Consider the following 20,237-nt stretch of genomic DNA (forward strand, 5'->3'; position numbering starts at 1 on the left):
TTGGGCCCCCGCCTTCGCGGGGGCGACGTTTTCGAGCAGACGAAGGAACTGATTTCGCCTGATCTTCAGATCTTCCCCCGATTCTTCAGGCGGCTCAGCGTCTCAGGCGACAGGTTCAGGTACGCCGCCAGTTCCTTCTTGGGCAGACGTTCGAACAGGTCGGGGTGCTTGCGCATGAAACGGTGGACCCGGCCCGGCGCATCGAGCAGATGCAGCGTGATGGTGTGCGCCATGATGGCGCTCATCAGGTTCATGACCTCGTACTCGAAGGCCTGCTTGACGATGCTGTGACTGCGCATGAAGTCGACCCATTGCGGCAGCGGCATGCGCGCTACCCGCACCTTGGTGACGCAGGCGATGGAAAATGGCGTCGGCGTCTTGAGGCACCAGGCGGCGTAGCTGGTTTCGATGTCCCGCTCCGCCGAGAAGCGCAGGATCATCTCCTTGGCTTCCTGGTTCGAGACCTGGCGCTTGAGGATGCCGTCCAGGATGAAGTACTGCGACATCTCGTGCACCCCCTGGTTCAGCAGCAAGTCGCCCTTCTGGTGGTTCTCGATCGTCAGGTACGGCTCGAGCGCCGCCATTTCGCTGTCGCGCAGTTCCTTGAGGACCACGTTTTGTTTTAACTGCAGACGAATGATGTTTCGTTCGGAGTGATTTGCAATAGTCGTCATGACGCGGCCGTTTACCGAGATTCTCGCATCATGCGGCCAAAATTGACCATGGTCAATGAGACAAATCAGGCGCGCTGGCTATGATGGTTTGCGGGCGATACACACCGCGTTCTGCCCGGATCGACAATAACTGGAGACAGCAATGACTAACCTCGTATCGGTAGACGTGACCGACGGCTTCCACCTGGTAATCGATGCGCTAAAACACAACGACATCGATACGATCTTCGGCCTGGTCGGCATTCCGATTACCGACCTGGCGCGCCTGGCGCAGGCCGAAGGAATGCGTTTCATCGGCTTTCGTCATGAACAGAACGCCGGCAACGCCGCGGCAATCGCCGGCTACATGACGCAAAAGCCAGGCATCTGCCTGACGGTCTCGGCGCCGGGCTTCCTCAACGGCCTGACGGCGCTGGCCAACGCGACCACCAACTGCTTCCCGATGATCCTGATTTCAGGGTCGAGCGAACGCGAGATCGTCGACCTGCAGCAGGGCGACTATGAAGAAATGGACCAGCTGAACGCGGCCAAGCCCTACGCCAAGGCGTCCTACCGCATCAACAAGGCCGAGGACATCGGCATCGGCGTCGCGCGGGCGATCCGCGCCGCCGTCTCGGGCCGCCCGGGCGGCGTCTATCTCGACCTGCCGGCCCAGCTGCTGGCGCAGACGATCGAGGCCGGCCACGCCAAGCGCTCCCTGGTCAAGGTGGTCGACCCGGTGCCGCGCCAGATCCCGGCCCCGGACTCGGTGCAGCGCGCGCTCGCGCTGCTCAAGGGCGCGAAGAAGCCGCTGATCCTGCTCGGCAAGGGCGCCGCCTACGCCCAAGCCGACGCCGACATCCGCGCCCTGGTCGAGCGCACCGGCATTCCTTACCTGCCGATGTCGATGGCCAAGGGCCTGCTGCCGGATACCCATGCCCAGTCGGCCTCGGCGGCCCGCTCCTATGTGCTGGCCGAGGCCGACGTGGTGGTGCTGATCGGCGCCCGGCTCAACTGGCTGCTGGCGCACGGCAAGGGCAAGACCTGGGGCAAGCCCAAGCAGTTCATCCAGATCGATATCTCGCCGACCGAGATCGATAGCAACGTGGCGATCGCCGCGCCCCTGATCGGCGACATCGGCTCCTGCGTGGCGGCCCTGCTCGATGGGCTCGACGGCGCCGGCATCGCGAAGCCGGACGCGGAATGGCTCGGTCCGATCGCCGAGCGCAAGGAGCAGAACATGGCCAAGATGACGGCCCTGCTCAATCGCGATGCGGCGCCGATGAACTTCCACACCGCCCTGCGCGCCATCCGCGACGTGCTCAAGCAGCATCCGGACATCAACCTGGTGAACGAGGGCGCCAATACCCTGGACTATGCGCGCAGCATCGTCGACCAGTACCAGCCGCGCAAGCGTTTCGACTCCGGCACCTGGGGCATCATGGGCATCGGCATGGGCTACGCGATCGGCGCGGCCGTCGTCAGCGGCAAGCCGGTGGTCGCGATCGAAGGCGACAGCGCCTTCGGCTTCAGTGGCATGGAGCTCGAGACGATCTGCCGCTACGAGCTGCCGGTGACGACCATCATCTTCAACAACAACGGCGTCTACCGCGGCACCGACGTCAACCCGACCGGCGGCAAGGACGTCGCGCCGACCGTGTTCGTCAAGAACGCCCGCTACGACAAGATGATCGAGGCCTTCGGCGGCATCGGCTACCACGCCACCACCCCGGAAGAGCTGACCCGGGCGTTAGCCGAGGCAATCGCGGCCGGCAAGCCCGCCCTGATCAATGCCGTGATCGACGAGACCGCCGGCACCGAGAGCGGCCGCCTGACCAATCTGAATCCGCAAAGCAACGCAAAGAAGTGAACAGCCAGCGACACGCACGACCGCCGGCGCCCACGAGGCCGCCGGCGGGGCCCGCAATATCGACTGAACAAAGGAGACTGACATCATGAGCAAACCACTCGAAGGCATCAAGATCATCGACTTCACCCACGTCCAGGCCGGTCCTGCCTGCACCCAGTTGCTGGCCTGGTTCGGCGCCGACGTGATCAAGGTCGAGCGTCCCGGCGCGGGCGACGTCACGCGTTCGCAGTTGCGCGACATCCCCGGCGTCGACGCCCTGTATTTCACCATGCTCAACAGTAACAAACGCTCGCTGACGCTCGACACCAAGACGCCCGAAGGCAAGGAAATCCTGACCAAGCTGATCAAGGAGTCGGACGTGCTGGTCGAGAACTTCGGTCCGGGCGCGCTCGACCGCATGGGCTTCACCTGGGAGCACATCAAGGAACTGAACCCGGGCATGATCGTGGCCTCGGTGAAGGGCTTCAGCGACGGTCACCACTATGAAGACCTGAAGGTCTATGAAAACGTGGCGCAGTGCGCCGGCGGTGCAGCGTCCACCACCGGTTTCGACGACGGCCCACCGACCGTCAGCGCCGCCGCCCTGGGCGACAGCAATACCGGCATGCACCTGGCGATCGGCATCCTGACCGCCCTGCGTGCGCGCGACACCACGGGCAAGGGCCAGAAAGTGGCGGTGTCGATGCAGGACAGCGTGCTGAATCTCTGCCGCGTCAAGCTGCGCGACCAGCAGCGCCTGGACCGGGTCGGCTACCTGGAAGAGTATCCGCAGTACCCGCACGGCAAGTTCTCCGACGTCGTGCCGCGCGGCGGCAACGCCGGCGGCGGCGGCCAGCCGGGCTGGGTGCTCAAGTGCAAGGGCTGGGAAACCGACCCCAACGCCTATATCTACTTCACCATCCAGGGCCATGCCTGGGCGCCGATCTGCAGGGCGATCGGCAAGGAAGAGTGGATCGACGACCCGGCCTACACGACCGCGATCGCGCGCCAGGACAAGATCTTCGACATCTTCGGCACGATCGAGGAATGGCTGAAGGACAAGACCAAGTTCGAGGCGGTCGACATCCTGCGCAAGTTCGACATTCCCTGCTCGCCAGTGCTGTCGATGAAGGAAATCGCCGCCGACCCATCGCTGCGCGCCAGCGGCACGATCGCCGAGGTCGAGCACAAGGAACGGGGCACGTACCTGACCGTGGGCAGCCCCATCAAGTTCTCGGACATGAAGGTCGAGATCAAGGGTTCGCCGCTGCTGGGCGAACACACCGACGAGGTGCTGGAAGGCCTGGGCTACAGCAGCAAGGAGATCGCGGCGCTGCACGAGAAGCGGGTGGTGTGATCACGGGCCTGGCTGGATAAAACGAGCGTCTGGTGCGCGTCGGCGGTGTGCGACGCGCACCTGTTTTTTTATGGGGGAGACAAGCATGCAAGCCGACATCGATTTTCAACAACTGCTGCAGGCGCTGGGCGACGGCGTCATCGTCTGCGACGCGAAAGGCGACATCACGTTCTGGAACGCCGCCGCCACGCGCATCTTCGGCTTCACCGAAAGCGAGGCGATCGGACAGTCGCTCGACCTGATCATCCCCCAGCGCCAACGCCAGCGGCACTGGGACGGCTATCACAAGACCATGGCCACGGGCGAGACGCGCTATGGCGCCGACGTATTGCGGGTGCCGGCTGTGCACAAGGAAGACAAGCCACTGTCGATCGCCTTCACGGTGGCGCTATTGCACGGGCCGGGCGGGGAAGTGTCGGCGATCGTCGCCCTGGTGCGCGACGAGACCGAACGCTGGGGAGAAGAACGCAAGCTGCGCGCGCGGCTGGCGCAGCTCGAGACGGCGCAGGCTTGATCCTGTTCATCCAGTCTCGCTCCACGCTAGTCCCGTAATGCAAGAACGTCATTCCCGCCTACGCGGGAATGACGCGCCTGGGCCGCGGGACGTGGGACATCAGCCGGCGTCGCCACCCGGCGGCGGCGGCGGCATGTGCTCGCGCCGGTGTTCCAGCAAGGCCTCGATCACCATCGGGCTGAGTCCCTCACCCTGGGTGTCGTCGATGTGCGAAAACAGCCGGCTGCGCATGCGCGGCGCCCAGAAGCGCTGCAGGTGGTTGGCGATCTCGGTGCGCCCTTCCCGGGGATCCGGGTAGGACGCGAAGAAGGTGCCGATCTGGTTGGCCATGGTGACCAGGTTGTCGATGTTCATGCGGACTCCATAGCGATGTTGGCGCCGTGGGCGTAGGCGACGAAGTCGTCGCCGCGGGCGAAGGCGACCAGGGTCAGGCCGCAGCCGAGCGCGGTGCGCACGGCGAGGGCGGTGGGGGCGGAAATGGCGACCAGGGCGCCGATGCCGACGGTGGCCGCCTTCTGCACCATCTCGACGCTGGCGCGGCTGGTGATCACGCAAAAACCGTCGGCGAGGTCGGCGCCATTCATGTGCAGCCCCCCGATCAGCTTGTCGAGCGCATTGTGGCGGCCGACGTCCTCGAACGCCGCGCGTGGCATGCCGTCACGGCCGCACCAGATGGCCGCATGGGTGGCGCCGGTGATGCGATTGAGCGGTTGCTGGGCCCTGGCATGGAGCAGGGCGCGCCGGATCGCCGCGCCGGACAGCGCCCGCGTCGGCGCCAGCCAGGGCAGGGGACGCACCACCTGGGCCAGGCTGTCGACCCCGCACAGGCCGCAGCCGGTGCGGCCCGCCAGGCTGCGCCGCCGTTCCTTGAGGCGCATGAAAGCGCCGGCGGCGAGGTCGATGTGGGCGGTGATGCCGCTTGCAGCGTGTTCGATCTCGACGCCATAGCATTCGGCGGGCGAGGCGATGATGCCTTCGCTCAGTGAAAAGCCGAGCGCAAACTCTTCCAGGTCGGCGGGCGTGGCCAGCATCACCGCGTGCGAGACGCCGTTGTACTCGAGCGCGACCGGCACTTCCTCGGCCAGCTCGTCCTGGGCGCTGCGCAAGGCGCCGCCGTGCATGCGCGTCACCGTCATGCAGGCGCTCGGGAAGCGCTGGACCGGCGCCTGCACGCCGGTATCCGCATCCATATCGAGCGCGCACGTCATGCGACCGGCTCCGCCAGGCCCAGCTGCATCTGGTTGAAGCGGGCGTATTCCAGCTGCCAGTCCGACTGCTGCTGGACCGGCATCACCTGCACCGCCGTGACCTTGTATTCGGGGCAGTTGGTCGCCCAGTCGGAGTTCTCGGTCGTGATGACGTTGGCGCCCGATTCGGGGAAGTGGAAGGTGGTGTAGACCACGCCCGGCTGCATGCGCTCGGTGACCATCGCCCGCAGCACGGTCTCGCCCGCGCGGCTGTGGATGCCGACCCACTGGCCATCCTCGATGCCGCGCTCCTGGGCGTCGTGCGGGTGGATCTCGAGCCGGTCCTCGGCGTGCCAGCGCACGTTCTCGGTGCGGCGCGTCTGGGCGCCGACGTTGTACTGCGACAGGATGCGGCCGGTGGTCAGGATCAGCGGATACTTGCGCGTCACCTTCTCGTCGGTGGCGACGTACTGGGTGATGATGAAACGCCCCTTGCCGCGCACGAAGCCGTCGACGTGCATGGTCGGCGTGCCTTCCGGCGCCTCGTCGTTGCACGGCCACTGGATGCTGCCCAGTTCATCGAGGCGGCGGTAGCTCACGCCGCTGAAGGTCGGCGTCAGGCGCGCGATCTCGTCCATGATCTCGGACGGGTGGCGGTAGTTCATCGGATAGCCCAGCCGGTTCGACAGCGCCACCGTGACTTCCCAGTCGGCATAGCCGGCCCGCGGCGGCATCACCTTGCGCACGCGCGAAATGCGGCGTTCGGCATTGGTGAACGTGCCGTCCTTTTCCAGGAACGAGGAACCCGGCAGCAGCACGTGGGCATACTTGGCGGTCTCGTTCAAAAAGATGTCCTGCACCACGATGCACTCCATCGCCTCGAGCGCCGCGGTGACGTGCTGGGTGTTCGGGTCGGACTGCACGATATCCTCGCCCTGGCAATACAGGCCCATGAAGCTGCCGTCGAGGGCCGCTTCGAACATGTTCGGGATGCGCAGCCCCGGTTCGGCCTGCAGCGGCACGCCCCAGGCTTGCTCGAACAGGGTGCGCACGGTGGTGTCCGAGACGTGGCGGTAGCCCGGCAGCTCGTGCGGGAAGGAGCCGATGTCGCACGAACCCTGCACATTGTTCTGCCCGCGCAGCGGATTGACGCCCACCCCGGCGCGGCCGACGTTGCCGGTGACCATGGCCAGGTTGGCGATGCCCATGACGGCGGTCGAGCCCTGCGCGTGCTCGGTCACGCCCAGGCCATAGAAGATCGCGCCGTTGCCGCCGAGCGCATACAGGCGGGCGGCGTCGCGCACCTGCTGCGCCGGCACGCCGGTGATCGCTTCCATCGCTTCCGGCGAGTTCTCGGGCTGGGCGACGAAGGCGCGCCACTGCGCGAAAGCGCGCAGGTCGCAGCGCTCGGTGATGAAATCGTTCGCCATCAGGCCTTCGGTGACGATCACGTGGGCCAGCGCGCTGATCATCGCGACGTTGGTGCCGGGCCGCAGCTGCAAGTGGTAGTCGGCGCGGATGTGCGGCGACTTGACCAGGTCGATGCGGCGCGGATCGATGACGATCAGGCGCGCGCCCTGGCGCAGGCGCTTCTTCATGCGCGAGGCGAACACCGGGTGGCCGTCGGTCGGGTTGGCGCCGATGACCAGGATCACGTCGGCCTTTTCGACCGACTTGAAGGTCTGGGTGCCGGCCGATTCGCCGAGCGTCGTCTTGAGGCCGTAGCCGGTCGGCGAGTGGCATACGCGGGCGCAGGTGTCGACGTTGTTGTTGCCAAACGCCGCGCGCACCAGCTTCTGCACCAGATAGCCTTCTTCATTGGTGCAACGCGACGAGACGATGCCGCCAATTGAATCCCGGCCGTGCTTGGCCTGGATGCGCTTGAATTCGGACGCCGCATAGTCGAGCGCCTCGTCCCACGACACTTCCTTCCACGGGTCGGTGATCTTCGCGCGGATCATGGGTTTCAGGATGCGGTCCTTGTGGGTGGCGTAGCCCCAGGCGAAGCGGCCCTTGACGCAGGCATGGCCCTCGTTGGCCTTGCCGTCCCGGGCCGGCACCATGCGTACCACCTCGTTGCCCTTCATCTCGGCCTTGAGCGAGCAACCGACGCCGCAATAGGCGCACGTGGTGGTGATGCTGTGCTCGGCCTGGCCGAGCCAGATCACCGATTTCTCGGTGAGGGTGGCGGTCGGGCAGGCTTCGACGCAGGCGCCGCACGAAACGCATTCGGACTGCATGAACGGTTCGCTCTGGCCGGCCGACACGCGCGCATCGAAGCCACGGCCCGAGATGGTCAGCGCGAAGGTGCCTTGCGTCTCTTCGCAGGCGCGCACGCAGCGGTTGCACACGATGCACTTCGATGAATCGAAGGTGAAATAGGGATTGCTCTCGTCCTTCTTGAGCTTGAGGTGGTTGGCGCCCTCGTAGCCGTAGCGCACCTCGCGCAGGCCGGTGACGCCGGCCATGTCCTGCAGCTCGCAGTTGCCGTTGGCGGGGCAGGTGAGGCAGTCGAGCGGGTGGTCGGAAATGTACAGCTCCATCACGCCCTTGCGCACTTCTTGCAGCTTGGGGCTCTGGGTGCGCACCACCATGCCCGCTTCGGCCGGGGTGGTGCACGACGCCGGATAGCCGCGGCGGCCTTCGATCTCCACCAGGCACAGGCGGCAGGAGCCGAACGGCTCCAGGCTGTCGGTGGCGCACAGCTTGGGGATGTTGATGCTGTTCTCGGCCGCCGCGCGCATCAGCGAGGTGCCGGCCGGGACGGTGACCTGGACGCCGTCGATGGTCAAGGTGATCATTTCGGTGGCGACGTTAATTTCTTTCGCCGGGGTGCCAAAGTCGCGGGTGAGGATGGTTTCGATCATTGCCTTCTCTCCTGGGCAGCCATTCAGGCGGCCATTTCGTCGCCGGCCACCTGGCCGAAGTCTTGCGGGAAGTGGTTCAGCGCCGACAGCACCGGGTAGGGCGTCATGCCGCCCATCGCGCACAGCGAACCGTTGAGCATGGTGTCGCACAGGCTGCGCAGCAGGATCACCTGCTGCGGGCGCTCGGCGCCGGCGCGGATCTTGTCGATCACCTCGACGCCGCGGGTGGAACCGATGCGGCAGGGCGTGCATTTGCCGCACGATTCGACGGCGCAGAATTCCATCGCGTAGCGCGCAAGATGCGCCATGTCGGCGCTGTCGTCGTGGACCACGATGCCGCCATGGCCCAGCACCGCCCACAGGGCGGCGAAGGCTTCGTAGTCGAGCGGGGTGTCCCACTGCGACGGCGGCAGGTAGGCGCCCAGCGGGCCGCCCACCTGCACCGCCTTGATCGGACGGCCGCTGGCGCTGCCGCCGCCGTAGTCGTACAAGATCTCGCGCAGCGTGGCGCCGAACGCCAGTTCGATCAGGCCGCCGTTCTTGATATTGCCGGCCAGTTGCACCGGCAAGGTGCCGCGCGAGCGGCCCATGCCGAAGTCCTGGTAGAACTGCGGCCCCTTGTCGAGGATGACCGGCACCGAGGCCAGCGACAGCACATTGTTGATCACGGTCGGCTGGCCGAACAGGCCGGCGAGCGCGGGCAGGGGCGGCTTGGCGCGCACCACGCCGCGCTTGCCCTCGATGCTCTCCAGCAGGGCGGTCTCTTCGCCGCAGATGTAGGCGCCGGCGCCCTTGCGCACCTCGAGCTCGAAGGCGCGGCCCCTGCCGGCGACGTTGGGGCCGAGGAGGCCCGCGCGCGTGGCCGTTTGAATCGCGTGATTCAGCGCGGCGATCGCATGCGGATACTCGCTGCGCACGTAGATGAAGCCGCGCGTGGCGCCGACCGCGAGGCCGGCGATCGTCATGCCCTCGATCAGGACGAAGGGGTCGCTTTCCATGATGATGCGGTCGGCGAAGGTGCCGGAATCGCCCTCGTCGGCATTGCAGACGATGTATTTCTGGTGGCCAGGCGCGCGCAGCACCGTGTTCCACTTGATCCCGGTGGGGAAGGCGGCGCCGCCGCGTCCGCGCAGGCCGGAGGCGGTGACCGCGGCGACGATGTCGGCGCCGCTCATGGTCACGGCCTGGCGCAGGCCACGGTAGCCGCCATGCGCCTCGTAGTCGCGCAGCGACAGCGGGTCGGTGACGCCGCAGCGGGCGAAGGTCAGGCGGGTCTGCCAGGCCAGGTAGGGAATCTGCTCGACGAGGCCGAGCGCCAGGCGGTGCGTGGATTGGCCGTCGTGGAAACCGGCGTCGAACAGGGCGGCCACGTCGCTTTCATCGACGTTGCCGAAGCCGATGCGCCCGCCTGGCGTCTCGACTTCGACCAGCGGTTCGAGGTACAGCAGGCCGCGCGTGCCGTTGCGCACCAGGTCGATCGCGATGCCGCGCCGCTCGGCCTCGCATTGAATCGTGGCGGCGACGTCGTCGGCGCCCAGGGCCAGCGCCGCCGAATCGGCCGGGACGTAGATGCGTACGCTCATGCTGCCTCCTTGGCCTTGGCGGCCACTTTCGCGACCAGCTTGTCGAAACGCGCCGGCGTCACGCGGGCATGGACGGCGTCGTTGATCATGATGGCGGGCGCGGTGGCGCACTGGCCGAGGCAGTACACCGGCTCCAGGGCGAAGCCGCCGTCGGCGGTATGCGCGTGCAGGTCGCAACCGAGGGCTTGCTGGACATGCGACAGCAGGGCGTCGCCGCCCATGCTCTGGCACGCCTCGGCGCGGCAGACCTGCACCGTGCAGCGCGCCGGCGGCGTGGTCTTGTAGTAGTGGTAGAAGGTGATCACGCCATGCACCTCGGCGCGCGAGAGATTGAAGCTTTGCGCGAGTCCTTCGACCGAATCGGGCGGGATGAAGCCGAGCCGGTCCTGGATGGCGTGCAGCACCGGCAGCAGCATGTCCTGGCCGAGCAGGCCATTGTGCGCATGGAGTGCGAGGATGTCGCCGATGACGCGACGCGGGTCAAGGGTATCTGGTGCATTCATGGGTGTCTCCATCTCTGCCTTGCATATGTTTATGGGAACATATATAACGGCTTTTATGTACTGCTCCGTCCAGAGTAGCACCCGTTCTGCAGGTGTTCAATATGAAGGATTTTGCATATGATCAGAGTGGAGATACGGCCGGACTGGATCGTGCGCGACGCCGCCGGCCAGCCGACCGCGCTGCCGGCGCTGCTCGGGCTGTTGCTCGCGGTGAGCGAGCTCGGTTCGATCAGCAAGGCCGCCACGGCGCGCGGCATGTCCTACCGCCATGCCTGGGGATTGCTGCAGCAGTTCTCGCGACAGTTCGGTGTGGAGCTCGTTCACAAAGTGCGCGGACAGGGCACGGTGCTGTCGCCGCTCGCCGAAAAGCTGATGTGGGCCGACCGCCGCATCCACGCCCGCCTGACCCCCATGCTCGACAGCCTGGCCTCCGAACTGCAGCAGGAACTGGCGCGCGTATTGGTCGGCGACGCCCAGGTGCTGCGCCTGACCGCCTCGCACGGGTTCGCGGTGGCCGCCCTGGTGACGCAGCTGAACGAGCATGGCGTGACGGTCGACATCAATTACCGCAGCAGTAGCGACGCGGTGGCGGCGCTGGCGCGCGGGGAGTGCGACCTGGCGGGCTTTCATTTGCCGGTGGGAGAACTGGAGGGAGCGGCGGCGGCCAAGTACCGGCTTTGGCTCGATCCCGAGCGCCACGCGTTGCTGCACCTGGCGTATCGCATGCAGGGGCTGTTCGTGGCCAAGGGCAATCCGAAAGGCGTGACAAGCCTGGCCGACCTGGCGCGGTCGGACCTGCGCTTCGTCAACCGCCAGAAGGGGTCGGGGACGCGGGTGCTGCTCGAACTGTTATTGGCCGACCTTGGCGTCGACCCGGCGGTGATCAACCGCTCCGGCACCGCCGAATTCACGCACGCGGCGGTGGCGGCCTACGTTGCGAGCGGCATGGCCGACGTGGGCTTCGGCGTCGAGACGGCGGCGCGCCGCTTCGATCTCGACTTCATCCCGGTGATTCGCGAACGGTATTTCCTGGCTTGCGACGCCGGCGCCCTGGAGACGCCGCTCCTGACGTCGGCGCAGGCCGCGATGGCGGGCGGCTCGTTCAGGGAGGTGCTGTCGACGCTGCCGGGCTACGATGGCGCGCTGAGCGGTGAGCGGCTCGACCTGCATTTCCTGTTCTAAGTGCTGCCGAGACCGCCCAGCCATTGATTGACCCGCTCCATCGTGCGGCGTTCCTGGTCGGCTTCCATGACCAGGCCCTGGTCATGGACGCGCGCACCACGGGCATGGGCGGCGACCACCGCCAGGCTGTTGCCGGGGCCATAGCCGCCATGTGTGATGAATGGAATGATCGTCTTGCCCTTGACATCATGCGCCGCAAGGAAGGCGCGGATCACCGGGGGCGCGGTTTCGCCCCAGATCGGAAAACCGAGGTAGATGGTCCGGTAACGGGCCAGGTCGGGCACGGTCGCCATCAATGCCGTACGCACGTCGCCGTCGCGCTCGCGGCGGGCCTGCTCGACCGTCTCGAGATAGTCCTCGGGGTAGGGCCGGGCCGGCTGGATCTCGAACAGCGTCGCCGCCTGTGCGCGCTGGATCTGGCCGGCGATCACGCGGGTGTTGCCGCTGCGTGAAAAGTAGGCGACCAGGACGTCGCCGCCCTGGCGCCGCATGCTGCCTGGGGCGGCGCCGGCAGTGGGCGCCGCCACCGCGAGGCCGGACAGGACGGACGTCGCGATGAACTGGCGGCGCCGGGTCGAAGCGGGTTGACTCATGGCGTTCTCCTCATGCCATCCTGGGCAGCTTCGGCAGCAGCTTGTCGAGCGTGATCGGATACTCCCGCACGCGGATGCCGGTGGCGTTGTAGACCGCGTTCGCAACGGCTGCCGGCGTCCCGCAGATACCGAGTTCGCCCACACCTTTCGCTTTCAACGGCCCCACCGTGGGATCGACCTCGTCCAGGAAGATCACTTCCTGCTCCGGGATGTCGGCATGCACCGGCACTTCGTAGCCGGCCAGGTCGTGGTTGACGAAGAAGCCGACCTGCTTGTCGACCACCAGGTCTTCCATCAGCGCCGCGCCGACGCCCATCGTCATGCCGCCAATGATCTGGCTGCGCGCAGCGAGCGGATTGATGATGCGGCCGGCGGCGCACACGGCCAGCATGCGGCGCACCCGGATTTCTCCGGTGCCCGCATGCACGCCCACCTCGACGAAGTGGGCCGCGAACGTCTGCTGGGCATACTGCTTGCCGAGTTCCCCGATTTCCATCACGTCTTCGGCCTGCAACTCTCCCGCATCGACGGCGTCTGCCAGCGGCCTGCTCGTGCCGCCGGCCCGTACGCGGCCGCCGCTGAACTCGATGTCGGTAGTGCCCAGTCCCAACCGCTCTGCAACCAGGCCGCGCAGCTTGACGCAGGCCGCGTACACGCCGGCCGTGCACGAGGCCGCGCCAAACTGGCCGGCGGAGCCCGCGCCTTCCGGGTACGCCGAGTCGCCCAGCAGCACCGTCACCTTGTCGATCCCGACACCCATCATTTCGGCCGCCGTTTGTGCAATGATCGTGTAGCTGCCGGTGCCGATGTCGGTCATGTCCGTCTCTACCGTGATCCGGCCCTGGCGGTCCAGCCGCACGCTAGCCGCCGACTTCATGGCGCGCCCGCCGCGGATGCCCGCGGCCATGCCGATCCCGATGAGCCAGTGGCCCTCGCGCCGGGCGCCCGGCCTGGCGTTGCGCCGGTCCCAGCCGAATCGATCTGCTCCCGTCTGCATGCACCGCACCAGCTGGCGCGTCGAGAACGGCCTGGCGGGCACCTCGGGGTCGACCTGGGTGTCGTTGAGGATGCGGAAGGTGACCGGGTCCAGGCCCAGCTTCTCGGCCATCTCGTCCATCGCGACTTCGAGCGCCATCAGGCCTGGCGTTTCGCCTGGCGCGCGCATCGCATTGCCCTCGGCCAGGTCGAGATGGGACACGCGCAGCCGCGTGATGCGGTCGGCGCTCGCGTACAGCAGGCGGGTCGGCAGCGTCGCCCGTTCGGGCAGCGAGCCGAGATTGCCGGACCAGCTTTCGTGGCCGATCGCGGTCAGCTTGCCGTCGCGCCCCGCGCCGAGCCGGATGCGTTGGATGGTGGCGGGGCGGTGGGAGGTGTTGTTGAACATCAGGTGGCGCTGCAGGGTGACCTTGACCGGCCGTCCCACCAGCCGCGCGGCAACGGCGGCCAGCACGGCGTCGGCCAGGACCGAGGCCTTGCCGCCGAAACCACCGCCGATGTAGGGAGACACGATGCGGATGTTCTCGCGCGGGATGCCGAGCGTGCGCGACAGGTCTCGCATGCCCCAGCTCACCAGCTGGATCGCATTCCAGAGCGTCAGTTTGTCCCCCTTCCAGGACGCGATTGCCGCATGCGGCTCCATCATCGCGTGCGAATGGTCGGGCGTCGTGTAGTGCTGGTCGAGCGTGACCGGGGCGCTGGCGAAGGCGGAATCGAAATCGCCTGCCGCCGTGTCCATGCCCGGCCCGGGCGGCAGCGGTGTGCTTTTCGCTTGCGCCAGGCTGAATTTGCCGTCGGTCCGTGCGTACCGCACGCGCACCAGCTGGGCCGCCGCGCGCGCCTGTTCGAAGGTTTCGGCGACCACGATCGCCACCGCCTGGTGGTAGTGCTGCACCTCGGGGCCGGCCAGGACCCGCGCCACGTAGAACTGGCCGACGCCGAGCTTGCCGGCGTTGTCCGCCGTGACGATGCCGAGCACGCCCGGCGCGGACTTCGCCTGGGCCAGGTCGATCGCCACGATGCGTCCCTTGGCGATGCCGGTGCCGACGATGTAGCCATGGGCCGCATCCGGCACGGCGGCATGGTGTTCATAGGTGTAGGTCGCGGTTCCGGTGGTCTTGAGGCGTCCCTCGATGCGCGCGGTCGGCTTGCCGACCACGTTCAGGCGGTCGATCGGGTTGCGGGTGGCGGGAGTCAGGAATTTCATCGTGGGCTGGTCCTCGCGTCGGTCAATATGGTGGCCAGCGTGCGCTCGACCAGTTGCAGCTTGAAGGCGTTCTGTTCCGTGGTGGCCGCATCGGCCAGCAAGCGGGCGGTCAGCGCCGCGGCGCCGCGCGGCATCTCGGCCTCTGCCGCCTCGATCCGCCACGGCATGTGGGCGACGCCGCCCACGGCGACGCGCCCGCTGCCGTCGGGCTGGACGATGGCGGCGACCGACACCAGCGCGAAGGCGTAGGACGCGCGGTCGCGCACCTTGTGGTAAGTGTGCATGCCGCCTGCGGGACGGGGCAGCGTCACGGCCGTGATCAGTTCGTTCGGCGCGAGGTTGGTGTCCCGTTGAGGCGTCATGCCGGGGAGACGGTAGAAATCCGCGATCGGAATGGTGCGCGTGGCACCGTCCGGGCGTACCGTCTCCACCGCCGCATCGAGCACGCGCATGGCCACCGCCATGTCGCTCGGATGGGTGGCGATGCATGCCTGGCTGGCGCCGACGATGGCGTGGGGACGATTGAAGCCGCGCAGGGCGCCGCAGCCGCTGCCGGGCTGGCGCTTGTTGCACTGCTGGGCGGTATCGTAGAAGTAGGGACAGCGGGTGCGCTGCAGCAGGTTGCCGGCGGTGGTCGCCTTGTTGCGCAACTGGCCCGAGGCGCCTGCCAGCAGCGCGCGCGACAGCACCGCGTAGTCGCGCCGCACCCGCGGCTCGCTGGCCAGGGCGGTGTTGCGCACCAGCGCGCCGATGCGCAAGCCGCCATCGGCAGCGGACTCGATCCGGTCCAGTCCGATGTGGTTGACGTCGATGAGGTGTTGCGGCGTCTCGATCTGCAGTTTCATCAGGTCGAGCAGGTTGGTGCCGCCGGCGATGAAACGGGCGCCGGGCGTGCGCCGCATGGCCTGCGCCGCCTCTGCCGGACTGTGGACGCGTTCATAGGTGAATGACTTCATGCGGCGTCTCCCGCGACCTCGGTCATCGCATCGATGATGTTGGGATAGGCGCCGCAGCGGCAGATATTGCCGCTCATGCGTTCGCGCAGCTCGGCCTTCGACAGCAGCGGCCGCGCGTTCAGGTCGGCGCTGGCGTGGCTCGGGATGCCGGCCGCGATTTCAGACAGCACCGCCACCGCCGAACAGATCTGGCCGGGGGTGCAGTAGCCGCACTGGTAGCCGTCGTGCTTGATGAAGGCGGCCTGCATCGGGTGCAGCTTCGAAGGGGTGCCGAGTCCTTCGACCGTGGTGATGCGGTCGCCATCGTGCATGACGGCCAGGCTCAGGCACGAATTGATGCGCTCGCCGTTGACCAGCACGGTGCAGGCGCCGCACTGGCCCTGGTCGCAGCCTTTCTTGGTGCCGGTGAGATGCAGGTGTTCACGCAGCGCATCGAGCAGGGTGGTGCGGGTGTCGAGTTGGAGGCGGAGTGGCTTGCCGTTGACCTCGAAGCTGACGGCCGATGGAGGCGCACCGGAAGGCGCTTGCGCGGCTTCGGCCAGCGGCGCCGCCAGCGCGGCGGTGGCGCCGGCGCTGGCGGCCATGAAGGCGCGGCGAGTGAATGACGGGTTGTCGTTGCTGTTCATTGTCTGTCCTCGTGTTCGTTGGCGACCATGCGTCGATCAAGACCTGGCGGGCGCCTCGACGTCCGAATAGACCTGCACCGCATCCGGCAGCCTGGCGCCGCGCACCTGGATCTCCCTGACGGCGCGATCGAGTTCGGCCAGTTCGGCGCTCGTGAAGCGCACGGCGTCGGCGCCCAGGTTCTCGACCATATGCGCCATTTGGGTGGTGCCGGGGATGGGCACGATCCACGGCTGCTGCGCCATCAGCCATGCCAGCGCCAGCTGGGCCGGCGTCGCGCCCTTGCGCTGAGCCCAGTGCCCGAGCAGGTCGAGCAGGGCCAGGTTGTGGGACAGGTTGCTGGGGGCGAACCTGGACTCGATGCGGCGAATGTCGCCCTCGGCAAAACGGGTGTTGGCATCGATGGCGCCGGTGAGAAAGCCCACGCCCAGCGGGCTCCATGGAACGAAACCGATGCCCAGTTCGCGGCAGGTCGGGATCACATTCTGCTCGGGTCCGCGCCACAGCATCGAATACTCGCTCTGCACGGCGCTGACGGGCAGCGCGGCATGCGCGCGGCGCAGGGTCTGCAAGCCCATTTCCGACAGTCCCCAGTGCAGCACCTTCCCCTGTTTCATCAAATCCTGCACCGCGCCGGCCACGTCCTCGATCGGCACCTGCGGATCGACGCGGTGCTGGTATAGCAGGTCGATGCGGTCGGTGCGCAGGCGTTTGAGCATGCCCTCGACTGCCTGCCTGATATGCGCGGGCCGGCTGTTCAGGCCGGGCAGGCGCTTGCCGGTCTCGAGGTCGATATTCCATCCGAACTTGGTCGCGATGACGATCTCGTTTCGAAACGGCGCCACGCCTTCGCCGAGGATGCGCTCGACTTCATGCGGCCCATAGGCTTCGGCGGCGTCGTAGAAAGTCAGGCCGCGCTCGTGGGCGGCGCGGATGATGTTCAGCATCTCCGGACGGCTGGGAACCGTGGTCTGGTAGGTGCGGCTCATGTTCTGCACCCCCAGGCCGATGCTGGACACTTCCAGCGTACCCAGCTTGCGGCGCATGCCGGCCGCGGCGCGCGCCGGTGCGCCGCTGCTGGCGCCTGCCTGGGCCAGGGCATCGCCCGCGAGCGGCGCCGCGGCCAGGCTGCCCGCCGCCAGCAGGAAATTCCGGCGGCCTGGAGCCGATGCGTGCTTCGTGGTGTGTGTCGACATATCCAACCTTTCATCGGGATTGCTGTAGAAGGACTTGAGCAGGGCAATCATTGCGCGCCCGTGGGCTTGGCAAACACCTCCCTGGCGACGGCGATTGCCGTGACCGCGTTCGGCCATCCGGCATAGAACGCCAGGTGCGTGATGGATTCCACCAGTTCGGTTTCGGTGACGCCGTTCTCGCGTGCGATGCGCAAGTGCGAGCGCAGTTGATCGGGGCGGTTCATGGCGACCAACGCGCTGACGGTGGCCAGGCTGCGGTCGCGTTTCGACAGCCCGGGCCGTTCCCAGACGTCGGCGTAGAGCACCCTGTCGGTGAGATCGGCCAGTTTCGGCGCGATGTCCCCATACATGCGTTGTGCCGGCGTGGCTAACGGGCCGGGGGCGCTTGCGTCGGGAGCGGCGTCGCCGACTTTTTCCATCCATACCGTCGATGTGCCGTCCAGCGATTCCGTGATCGCCACATGGCGCATCGCCTGGGTCGGGCTCGCACCATGCCAGTGCTTCACGCCGGCGGGAATCCAGATGACGTCGCCCGGCCGGATTTCCTCGACCGGACCCTGCCATTGCTGCACCCGTCCGGCGCCTTCGGTGACGATCAGCGTCTGCCCCAGTGGATGCACGTGCCATGCGGTGCGCGCGCCCGGCGCGAAGGAGACCACGCCACCGCTCGAACGGCCGGGCGCCGGGGCACGGAACGCGGAATCGACGCGGACCGCGCCCGTGAAGTTCTGCTCCGGCCCCGCGACGGCCGGCCGCGAGCCGTTGCGAATGATCGTCACGTCCGGCGATGGGTTCTCGGCGGCGCTCGCGACGCCGATGCAGAAGAGGAGGGCGCACGGCGCCAGCAGTCGCTCGATCATCGCCTAGATCCCGAGCCGGCGTTCGCTCATCCACTTCACGATCGCCGGGTCGCGATGCGAGAAGAAGCTGCTGGCGCCGGTTTCCAGCGCCGCGATGGCGGCCATGTCGTCGCCGTCCAGCGCGAAATCGAACACGTCCAGGTTTTCCCGCATCCGCTCGCGGCGCACGGTCTTGGCCAGTGACGCGATATTGCGCTGGACAAGCCAGCGCAGCACGACCTGGCCGATGGACTTGCCGTGCCTGGCCGCGATCTCCGCCAGGTCCGGGTGCTCGAACAAGCCGTTCCTGCCTTCCGCAAACGGCGCCCAGGCCTGGGCCTGTATGCCGTTCTCGGCCATGAAGGCGGCGCTCTCTTCCTGCTGATGGAAGGGATGCACCTCGATCTGGTTCAGCGCCGGCTTGATCTCGTTGAAGGCGATGATGTCCATCAGGCGGTCGGGCTGGAAGTTGCTCACGCCGATGGCGCGCAGTTTGCCGGCGCGCTGCGCTTCCTCCATCGCGCGCCAGGCACCGTGGACGTCGCCGAATGGCTGGTGGATCAGGTACAGGTCGAGGTAGTCCAGGCGCAAGCGTTGCAGGGATTGGTCGATGGCCTCGCGGGTACGTTCGTAGCCCGCGTGCTGAACCCACAGTTTGCTGGTGACGAACAGCTCGTCGCGGGCGACGCCGCCATTCCTGATGCCGTTGCCGACCGCGGCTTCGTTCAGGTACGACGCCGCGGTGTCGATCAGGCGGTAGCCGGACGCGATCGCGTCGATGACCGCGCGTTCGCATTCCGCCGGGTCGGGAATCTGGAAAACGCCGAAGCCGAGGATGGGCATTCTGAGCCCGTTATTGAGTGTCACATGGTCCATGGTCGAATCCTTGTCAGTAAGCTGCAATCTGCCGGTGTACTGTACCGGGCACGATTGCCCCTTGATTAGCCGCTTAATTGTGCATGGCGTTATTAGCTCAACTTATCAATGTCTTTTGGGCATCTCGCTATAATCGACGTGTCCTTATTAGCTTCCCTTATGAGTAATGCGAGAGAATCTGAATGACCTGACGGCCTTCGTCATGGTGGCGCGCGAAGGCAGCTTTACGCGCGCAGCGGCGCAACTGCGGGTCTCGCAATCGGCGCTGAGCCAGACCATCCGCGCGCTGGAAGAGCGACTGGGTGTGCGCCTGCTGACCCGGACGACGCGGCGGGTCGCGCCGACCGACGCTGGCGAGCGCCTGCTGGCATCGGTCGGCCCGCGACTCGACGGCATCGCGGACGATCTCGCCGCCTTGAGCGAGCTGCGCGACAAGCCTGCGGGCAATGTCAGGATCACTGCATCCGAGCACGCGGCAAGCTGGATTCTGCTGCCGCGGCTGGCAACGCTCCTGCCGAACTACCCTGACATCAAGGTGGAGATCAATACCGACTACCGCATGATCGATATCGTCGAGCAGCGCTTCGATGCCGGCGTGCGCCTGGGAGAGCATTTGCAGAAGGATATGATCGCGGTGCCTGTCGGCCCCGAAGTGCGGATGGCGGTGGTGGGGTCTCCGGCCTATTTCGCCACCCGCCCCCGGCCCGTGAAGCCACAGGATTTGACGAGCCACGACTGCATCAACGTGCGTCTGCCCACGCATGGCGGGCTGCTGCCGTGGGATTTCAAGCAAGGTACGCGCGAGCTGGTCGTTCGGGTGGAAGGGCAGATGACCCTGAATGGTTTCCCGCAGGTGGTCGACGCGGCGCTGGCCGGGATGGGGCTGGCGTTCGTGCTGGAAGACGTGGTGCAGCGCCAGCTCGCGACGGGCGCTCTGCAGCGGGTGCTGGAAGACTGGTGCGAGCCTTTCCCCGGTTACCATCTTTATTATCCAAGCCGGCGGCAGGCCTCGCCCGCCTTCGCATTGGTGCTCGATGCCTTGCGTTACCGCAGCGAGCCTGGCGCGTTCGATGGGTGAATGACGACCTGCTCTTCCTATTCCAGGGAATAGAAGTGGGCGCGGTTTGATGTCGCGCTGCCGGCGTTGTTCGGTGCGGGCCTGGTCAGTGAAATGACTTACCTGGCGCTGTTGAAGAACCCAGGACCGGAAGCGCAAACAGGCGATGGCGGCATTGCCGTTTTCGATTCCGCTGGC

Annotated in this window: 18 protein-coding genes; 5 read left to right on the forward strand and 13 right to left on the reverse strand. The window is 66.8% G+C overall.

The features are described from left to right. Positions 1–65: 65 nt before the first annotated feature. Positions 66–674, reverse strand: coding sequence for a Crp/Fnr family transcriptional regulator (locus ABIB42_RS00460; RefSeq protein ID WP_005669066.1), 609 nt, complete (start codon positions 672–674; stop codon positions 66–68). A 142-nt stretch (positions 675–816) separates the two neighbouring features. Between ABIB42_RS00460 and oxc the strand changes: the two genes are divergently transcribed. The 3 genes from oxc (at position 817) to ABIB42_RS00475 (ending at position 4,373) form a co-directional block, all read left to right on the forward strand. After that, entirely contained in the window at positions 817–2,523 is a 1,707-nt protein-coding gene (gene oxc / locus ABIB42_RS00465) for an oxalyl-CoA decarboxylase (RefSeq protein WP_429247707.1), read from the forward strand. Between the two features lie 85 nt (positions 2,524–2,608). Next, positions 2,609–3,859, forward strand: a complete 1,251-nt coding sequence (gene frc / locus ABIB42_RS00470) for a formyl-CoA transferase (RefSeq protein WP_005669069.1) — start codon at positions 2,609–2,611, stop codon at positions 3,857–3,859. Between the two features lie 85 nt (positions 3,860–3,944). Next, the gene (locus ABIB42_RS00475; RefSeq protein ID WP_005669070.1) at positions 3,945–4,373 is read left to right on the forward strand and encodes a PAS domain-containing protein; all 429 of its coding nucleotides are present in this window, start codon (positions 3,945–3,947) and stop codon (positions 4,371–4,373) included. Positions 4,374–4,472: 99 nt separating this feature from the next. Here ABIB42_RS00475 and ABIB42_RS00480 read toward each other — a convergent pair whose 3' ends face one another. From ABIB42_RS00480 to ABIB42_RS00500, 5 genes are read right to left on the reverse strand one after another with little or no spacing between them, the layout of a single operon-like run. Then, positions 4,473–4,727: a formate dehydrogenase subunit delta gene (locus ABIB42_RS00480; RefSeq protein ID WP_219863092.1), complete on the reverse strand. Its 255-nt coding sequence runs from the start codon at positions 4,725–4,727 to the stop codon at positions 4,473–4,475. Continuing rightward, the gene (gene fdhD, locus ABIB42_RS00485) at positions 4,724–5,581 is read right to left on the reverse strand and encodes a formate dehydrogenase accessory sulfurtransferase FdhD (RefSeq protein ID WP_429247708.1); all 858 of its coding nucleotides are present in this window, start codon (positions 5,579–5,581) and stop codon (positions 4,724–4,726) included. The genes ABIB42_RS00480 and fdhD overlap by 4 nt, the downstream gene beginning before the upstream one ends. Beyond that, positions 5,578–8,427 carry a formate dehydrogenase subunit alpha gene (gene fdhF / locus ABIB42_RS00490; protein WP_184234603.1) on the reverse strand — a complete coding sequence of 950 codons (2,850 nt, stop codon included), beginning with the start codon at positions 8,425–8,427 and terminating at the stop codon, positions 5,578–5,580. The genes fdhD and fdhF overlap by 4 nt, the downstream gene beginning before the upstream one ends. A gap of 23 nt (positions 8,428–8,450) precedes the next feature. Next, on the reverse strand, positions 8,451–10,010 hold the full coding sequence (locus ABIB42_RS00495) for a formate dehydrogenase beta subunit (protein ID WP_429247709.1): 1,560 nt from the start codon (positions 10,008–10,010) through the stop codon (positions 8,451–8,453). After that, positions 10,007–10,513, reverse strand: coding sequence for a formate dehydrogenase subunit gamma (locus ABIB42_RS00500; RefSeq protein WP_083415565.1), 507 nt, complete (start codon positions 10,511–10,513; stop codon positions 10,007–10,009). Before ABIB42_RS00500 ends, ABIB42_RS00495 begins: the two co-directional genes overlap by 4 nt. 117 nt (positions 10,514–10,630) lie before the next feature. Between ABIB42_RS00500 and ABIB42_RS00505 the strand changes: the two genes are divergently transcribed. After that, on the forward strand, positions 10,631–11,695 hold the full coding sequence (locus tag ABIB42_RS00505) for a substrate-binding domain-containing protein (RefSeq protein WP_005669084.1): 1,065 nt from the start codon (positions 10,631–10,633) through the stop codon (positions 11,693–11,695). Here the strand turns inward: ABIB42_RS00505 and ABIB42_RS00510 are convergent. From ABIB42_RS00510 to ABIB42_RS00540, 7 genes are read right to left on the reverse strand one after another with little or no spacing between them, the layout of a single operon-like run. Continuing rightward, positions 11,692–12,288, reverse strand: a complete 597-nt coding sequence (locus ABIB42_RS00510) for a flavodoxin (protein WP_429247710.1) — start codon at positions 12,286–12,288, stop codon at positions 11,692–11,694. The two genes, ABIB42_RS00505 and ABIB42_RS00510, sit on opposite strands and share 4 nt — an antisense overlap. 10 nt (positions 12,289–12,298) lie before the next feature. Next, positions 12,299–14,491, reverse strand: coding sequence for an aldehyde oxidoreductase molybdenum-binding subunit PaoC (paoC, locus tag ABIB42_RS00515; RefSeq protein ID WP_429247711.1), 2,193 nt, complete (start codon positions 14,489–14,491; stop codon positions 12,299–12,301). Beyond that, entirely contained in the window at positions 14,488–15,447 is a 960-nt protein-coding gene (locus ABIB42_RS00520) for an FAD binding domain-containing protein (RefSeq protein ID WP_219863104.1), read from the reverse strand. The genes paoC and ABIB42_RS00520 overlap by 4 nt, the downstream gene beginning before the upstream one ends. After that, positions 15,444–16,073, reverse strand: coding sequence for an aldehyde dehydrogenase iron-sulfur subunit PaoA (gene paoA, locus ABIB42_RS00525; RefSeq protein ID WP_005669092.1), 630 nt, complete (start codon positions 16,071–16,073; stop codon positions 15,444–15,446). The genes ABIB42_RS00520 and paoA overlap by 4 nt, the downstream gene beginning before the upstream one ends. Before the next feature lie 36 nt (positions 16,074–16,109). Further along, on the reverse strand, positions 16,110–17,267 hold the full coding sequence (locus tag ABIB42_RS00530; RefSeq protein WP_051205148.1) for an aldo/keto reductase: 1,158 nt from the start codon (positions 17,265–17,267) through the stop codon (positions 16,110–16,112). A gap of 47 nt (positions 17,268–17,314) precedes the next feature. Further along, a complete protein-coding gene (locus ABIB42_RS00535) occupies positions 17,315–18,127 on the reverse strand; it encodes a (R)-mandelonitrile lyase (protein WP_005669095.1) in 813 nt (270 codons plus the stop codon). A gap of 3 nt (positions 18,128–18,130) precedes the next feature. Further along, positions 18,131–18,982: an aldo/keto reductase gene (locus ABIB42_RS00540; protein ID WP_005669097.1), complete on the reverse strand. Its 852-nt coding sequence runs from the start codon at positions 18,980–18,982 to the stop codon at positions 18,131–18,133. Between the two features lie 166 nt (positions 18,983–19,148). Between ABIB42_RS00540 and ABIB42_RS00545 the strand changes: the two genes are divergently transcribed. After that, a complete protein-coding gene (locus tag ABIB42_RS00545; protein ID WP_219863106.1) occupies positions 19,149–20,060 on the forward strand; it encodes a LysR family transcriptional regulator in 912 nt (303 codons plus the stop codon). Positions 20,061–20,237 lie beyond the last annotated feature (177 nt).

Origin of the sequence: Massilia sp. UYP32, from assembly GCF_050434365.1 — a bacterium.
GTDB classification, from domain to species: domain Bacteria; phylum Pseudomonadota; class Gammaproteobacteria; order Burkholderiales; family Burkholderiaceae_D; genus Telluria; species Telluria timonae.

Coding starts and splice junctions, on each gene's coding strand:
- paoA (WP_005669092.1), bottom strand. CDS start 16,073: ATGAACAGCAACGACAACCCGTCATTCACTCGCCGCGCCTTCATGGCC.
- frc (WP_005669069.1), top strand. CDS start 2,609: ATGAGCAAACCACTCGAAGGCATCAAGATCATCGACTTCACCCACGTC.
- ABIB42_RS00510 (WP_429247710.1), bottom strand. CDS start 12,288: ATGAGTCAACCCGCTTCGACCCGGCGCCGCCAGTTCATCGCGACGTCC.
- ABIB42_RS00475 (WP_005669070.1), top strand. CDS start 3,945: ATGCAAGCCGACATCGATTTTCAACAACTGCTGCAGGCGCTGGGCGAC.
- ABIB42_RS00535 (WP_005669095.1), bottom strand. CDS start 18,127: ATGATCGAGCGACTGCTGGCGCCGTGCGCCCTCCTCTTCTGCATCGGC.
- ABIB42_RS00530 (WP_051205148.1), bottom strand. CDS start 17,267: ATGTCGACACACACCACGAAGCACGCATCGGCTCCAGGCCGCCGGAAT.
- ABIB42_RS00480 (WP_219863092.1), bottom strand. CDS start 4,727: ATGAACATCGACAACCTGGTCACCATGGCCAACCAGATCGGCACCTTC.
- ABIB42_RS00495 (WP_429247709.1), bottom strand. CDS start 10,010: ATGAGCGTACGCATCTACGTCCCGGCCGATTCGGCGGCGCTGGCCCTG.
- fdhF (WP_184234603.1), bottom strand. CDS start 8,427: ATGATCGAAACCATCCTCACCCGCGACTTTGGCACCCCGGCGAAAGAA.
- ABIB42_RS00520 (WP_219863104.1), bottom strand. CDS start 15,447: ATGAAGTCATTCACCTATGAACGCGTCCACAGTCCGGCAGAGGCGGCG.
- ABIB42_RS00505 (WP_005669084.1), top strand. CDS start 10,631: ATGATCAGAGTGGAGATACGGCCGGACTGGATCGTGCGCGACGCCGCC.
- ABIB42_RS00460 (WP_005669066.1), bottom strand. CDS start 674: ATGACGACTATTGCAAATCACTCCGAACGAAACATCATTCGTCTGCAG.
- oxc (WP_429247707.1), top strand. CDS start 817: ATGACTAACCTCGTATCGGTAGACGTGACCGACGGCTTCCACCTGGTA.
- ABIB42_RS00540 (WP_005669097.1), bottom strand. CDS start 18,982: ATGGACCATGTGACACTCAATAACGGGCTCAGAATGCCCATCCTCGGC.
- fdhD (WP_429247708.1), bottom strand. CDS start 5,581: ATGACGTGCGCGCTCGATATGGATGCGGATACCGGCGTGCAGGCGCCG.
- ABIB42_RS00545 (WP_219863106.1), top strand. CDS start 19,149: ATGCGAGAGAATCTGAATGACCTGACGGCCTTCGTCATGGTGGCGCGC.
- ABIB42_RS00500 (WP_083415565.1), bottom strand. CDS start 10,513: ATGAATGCACCAGATACCCTTGACCCGCGTCGCGTCATCGGCGACATC.
- paoC (WP_429247711.1), bottom strand. CDS start 14,491: ATGAAATTCCTGACTCCCGCCACCCGCAACCCGATCGACCGCCTGAAC.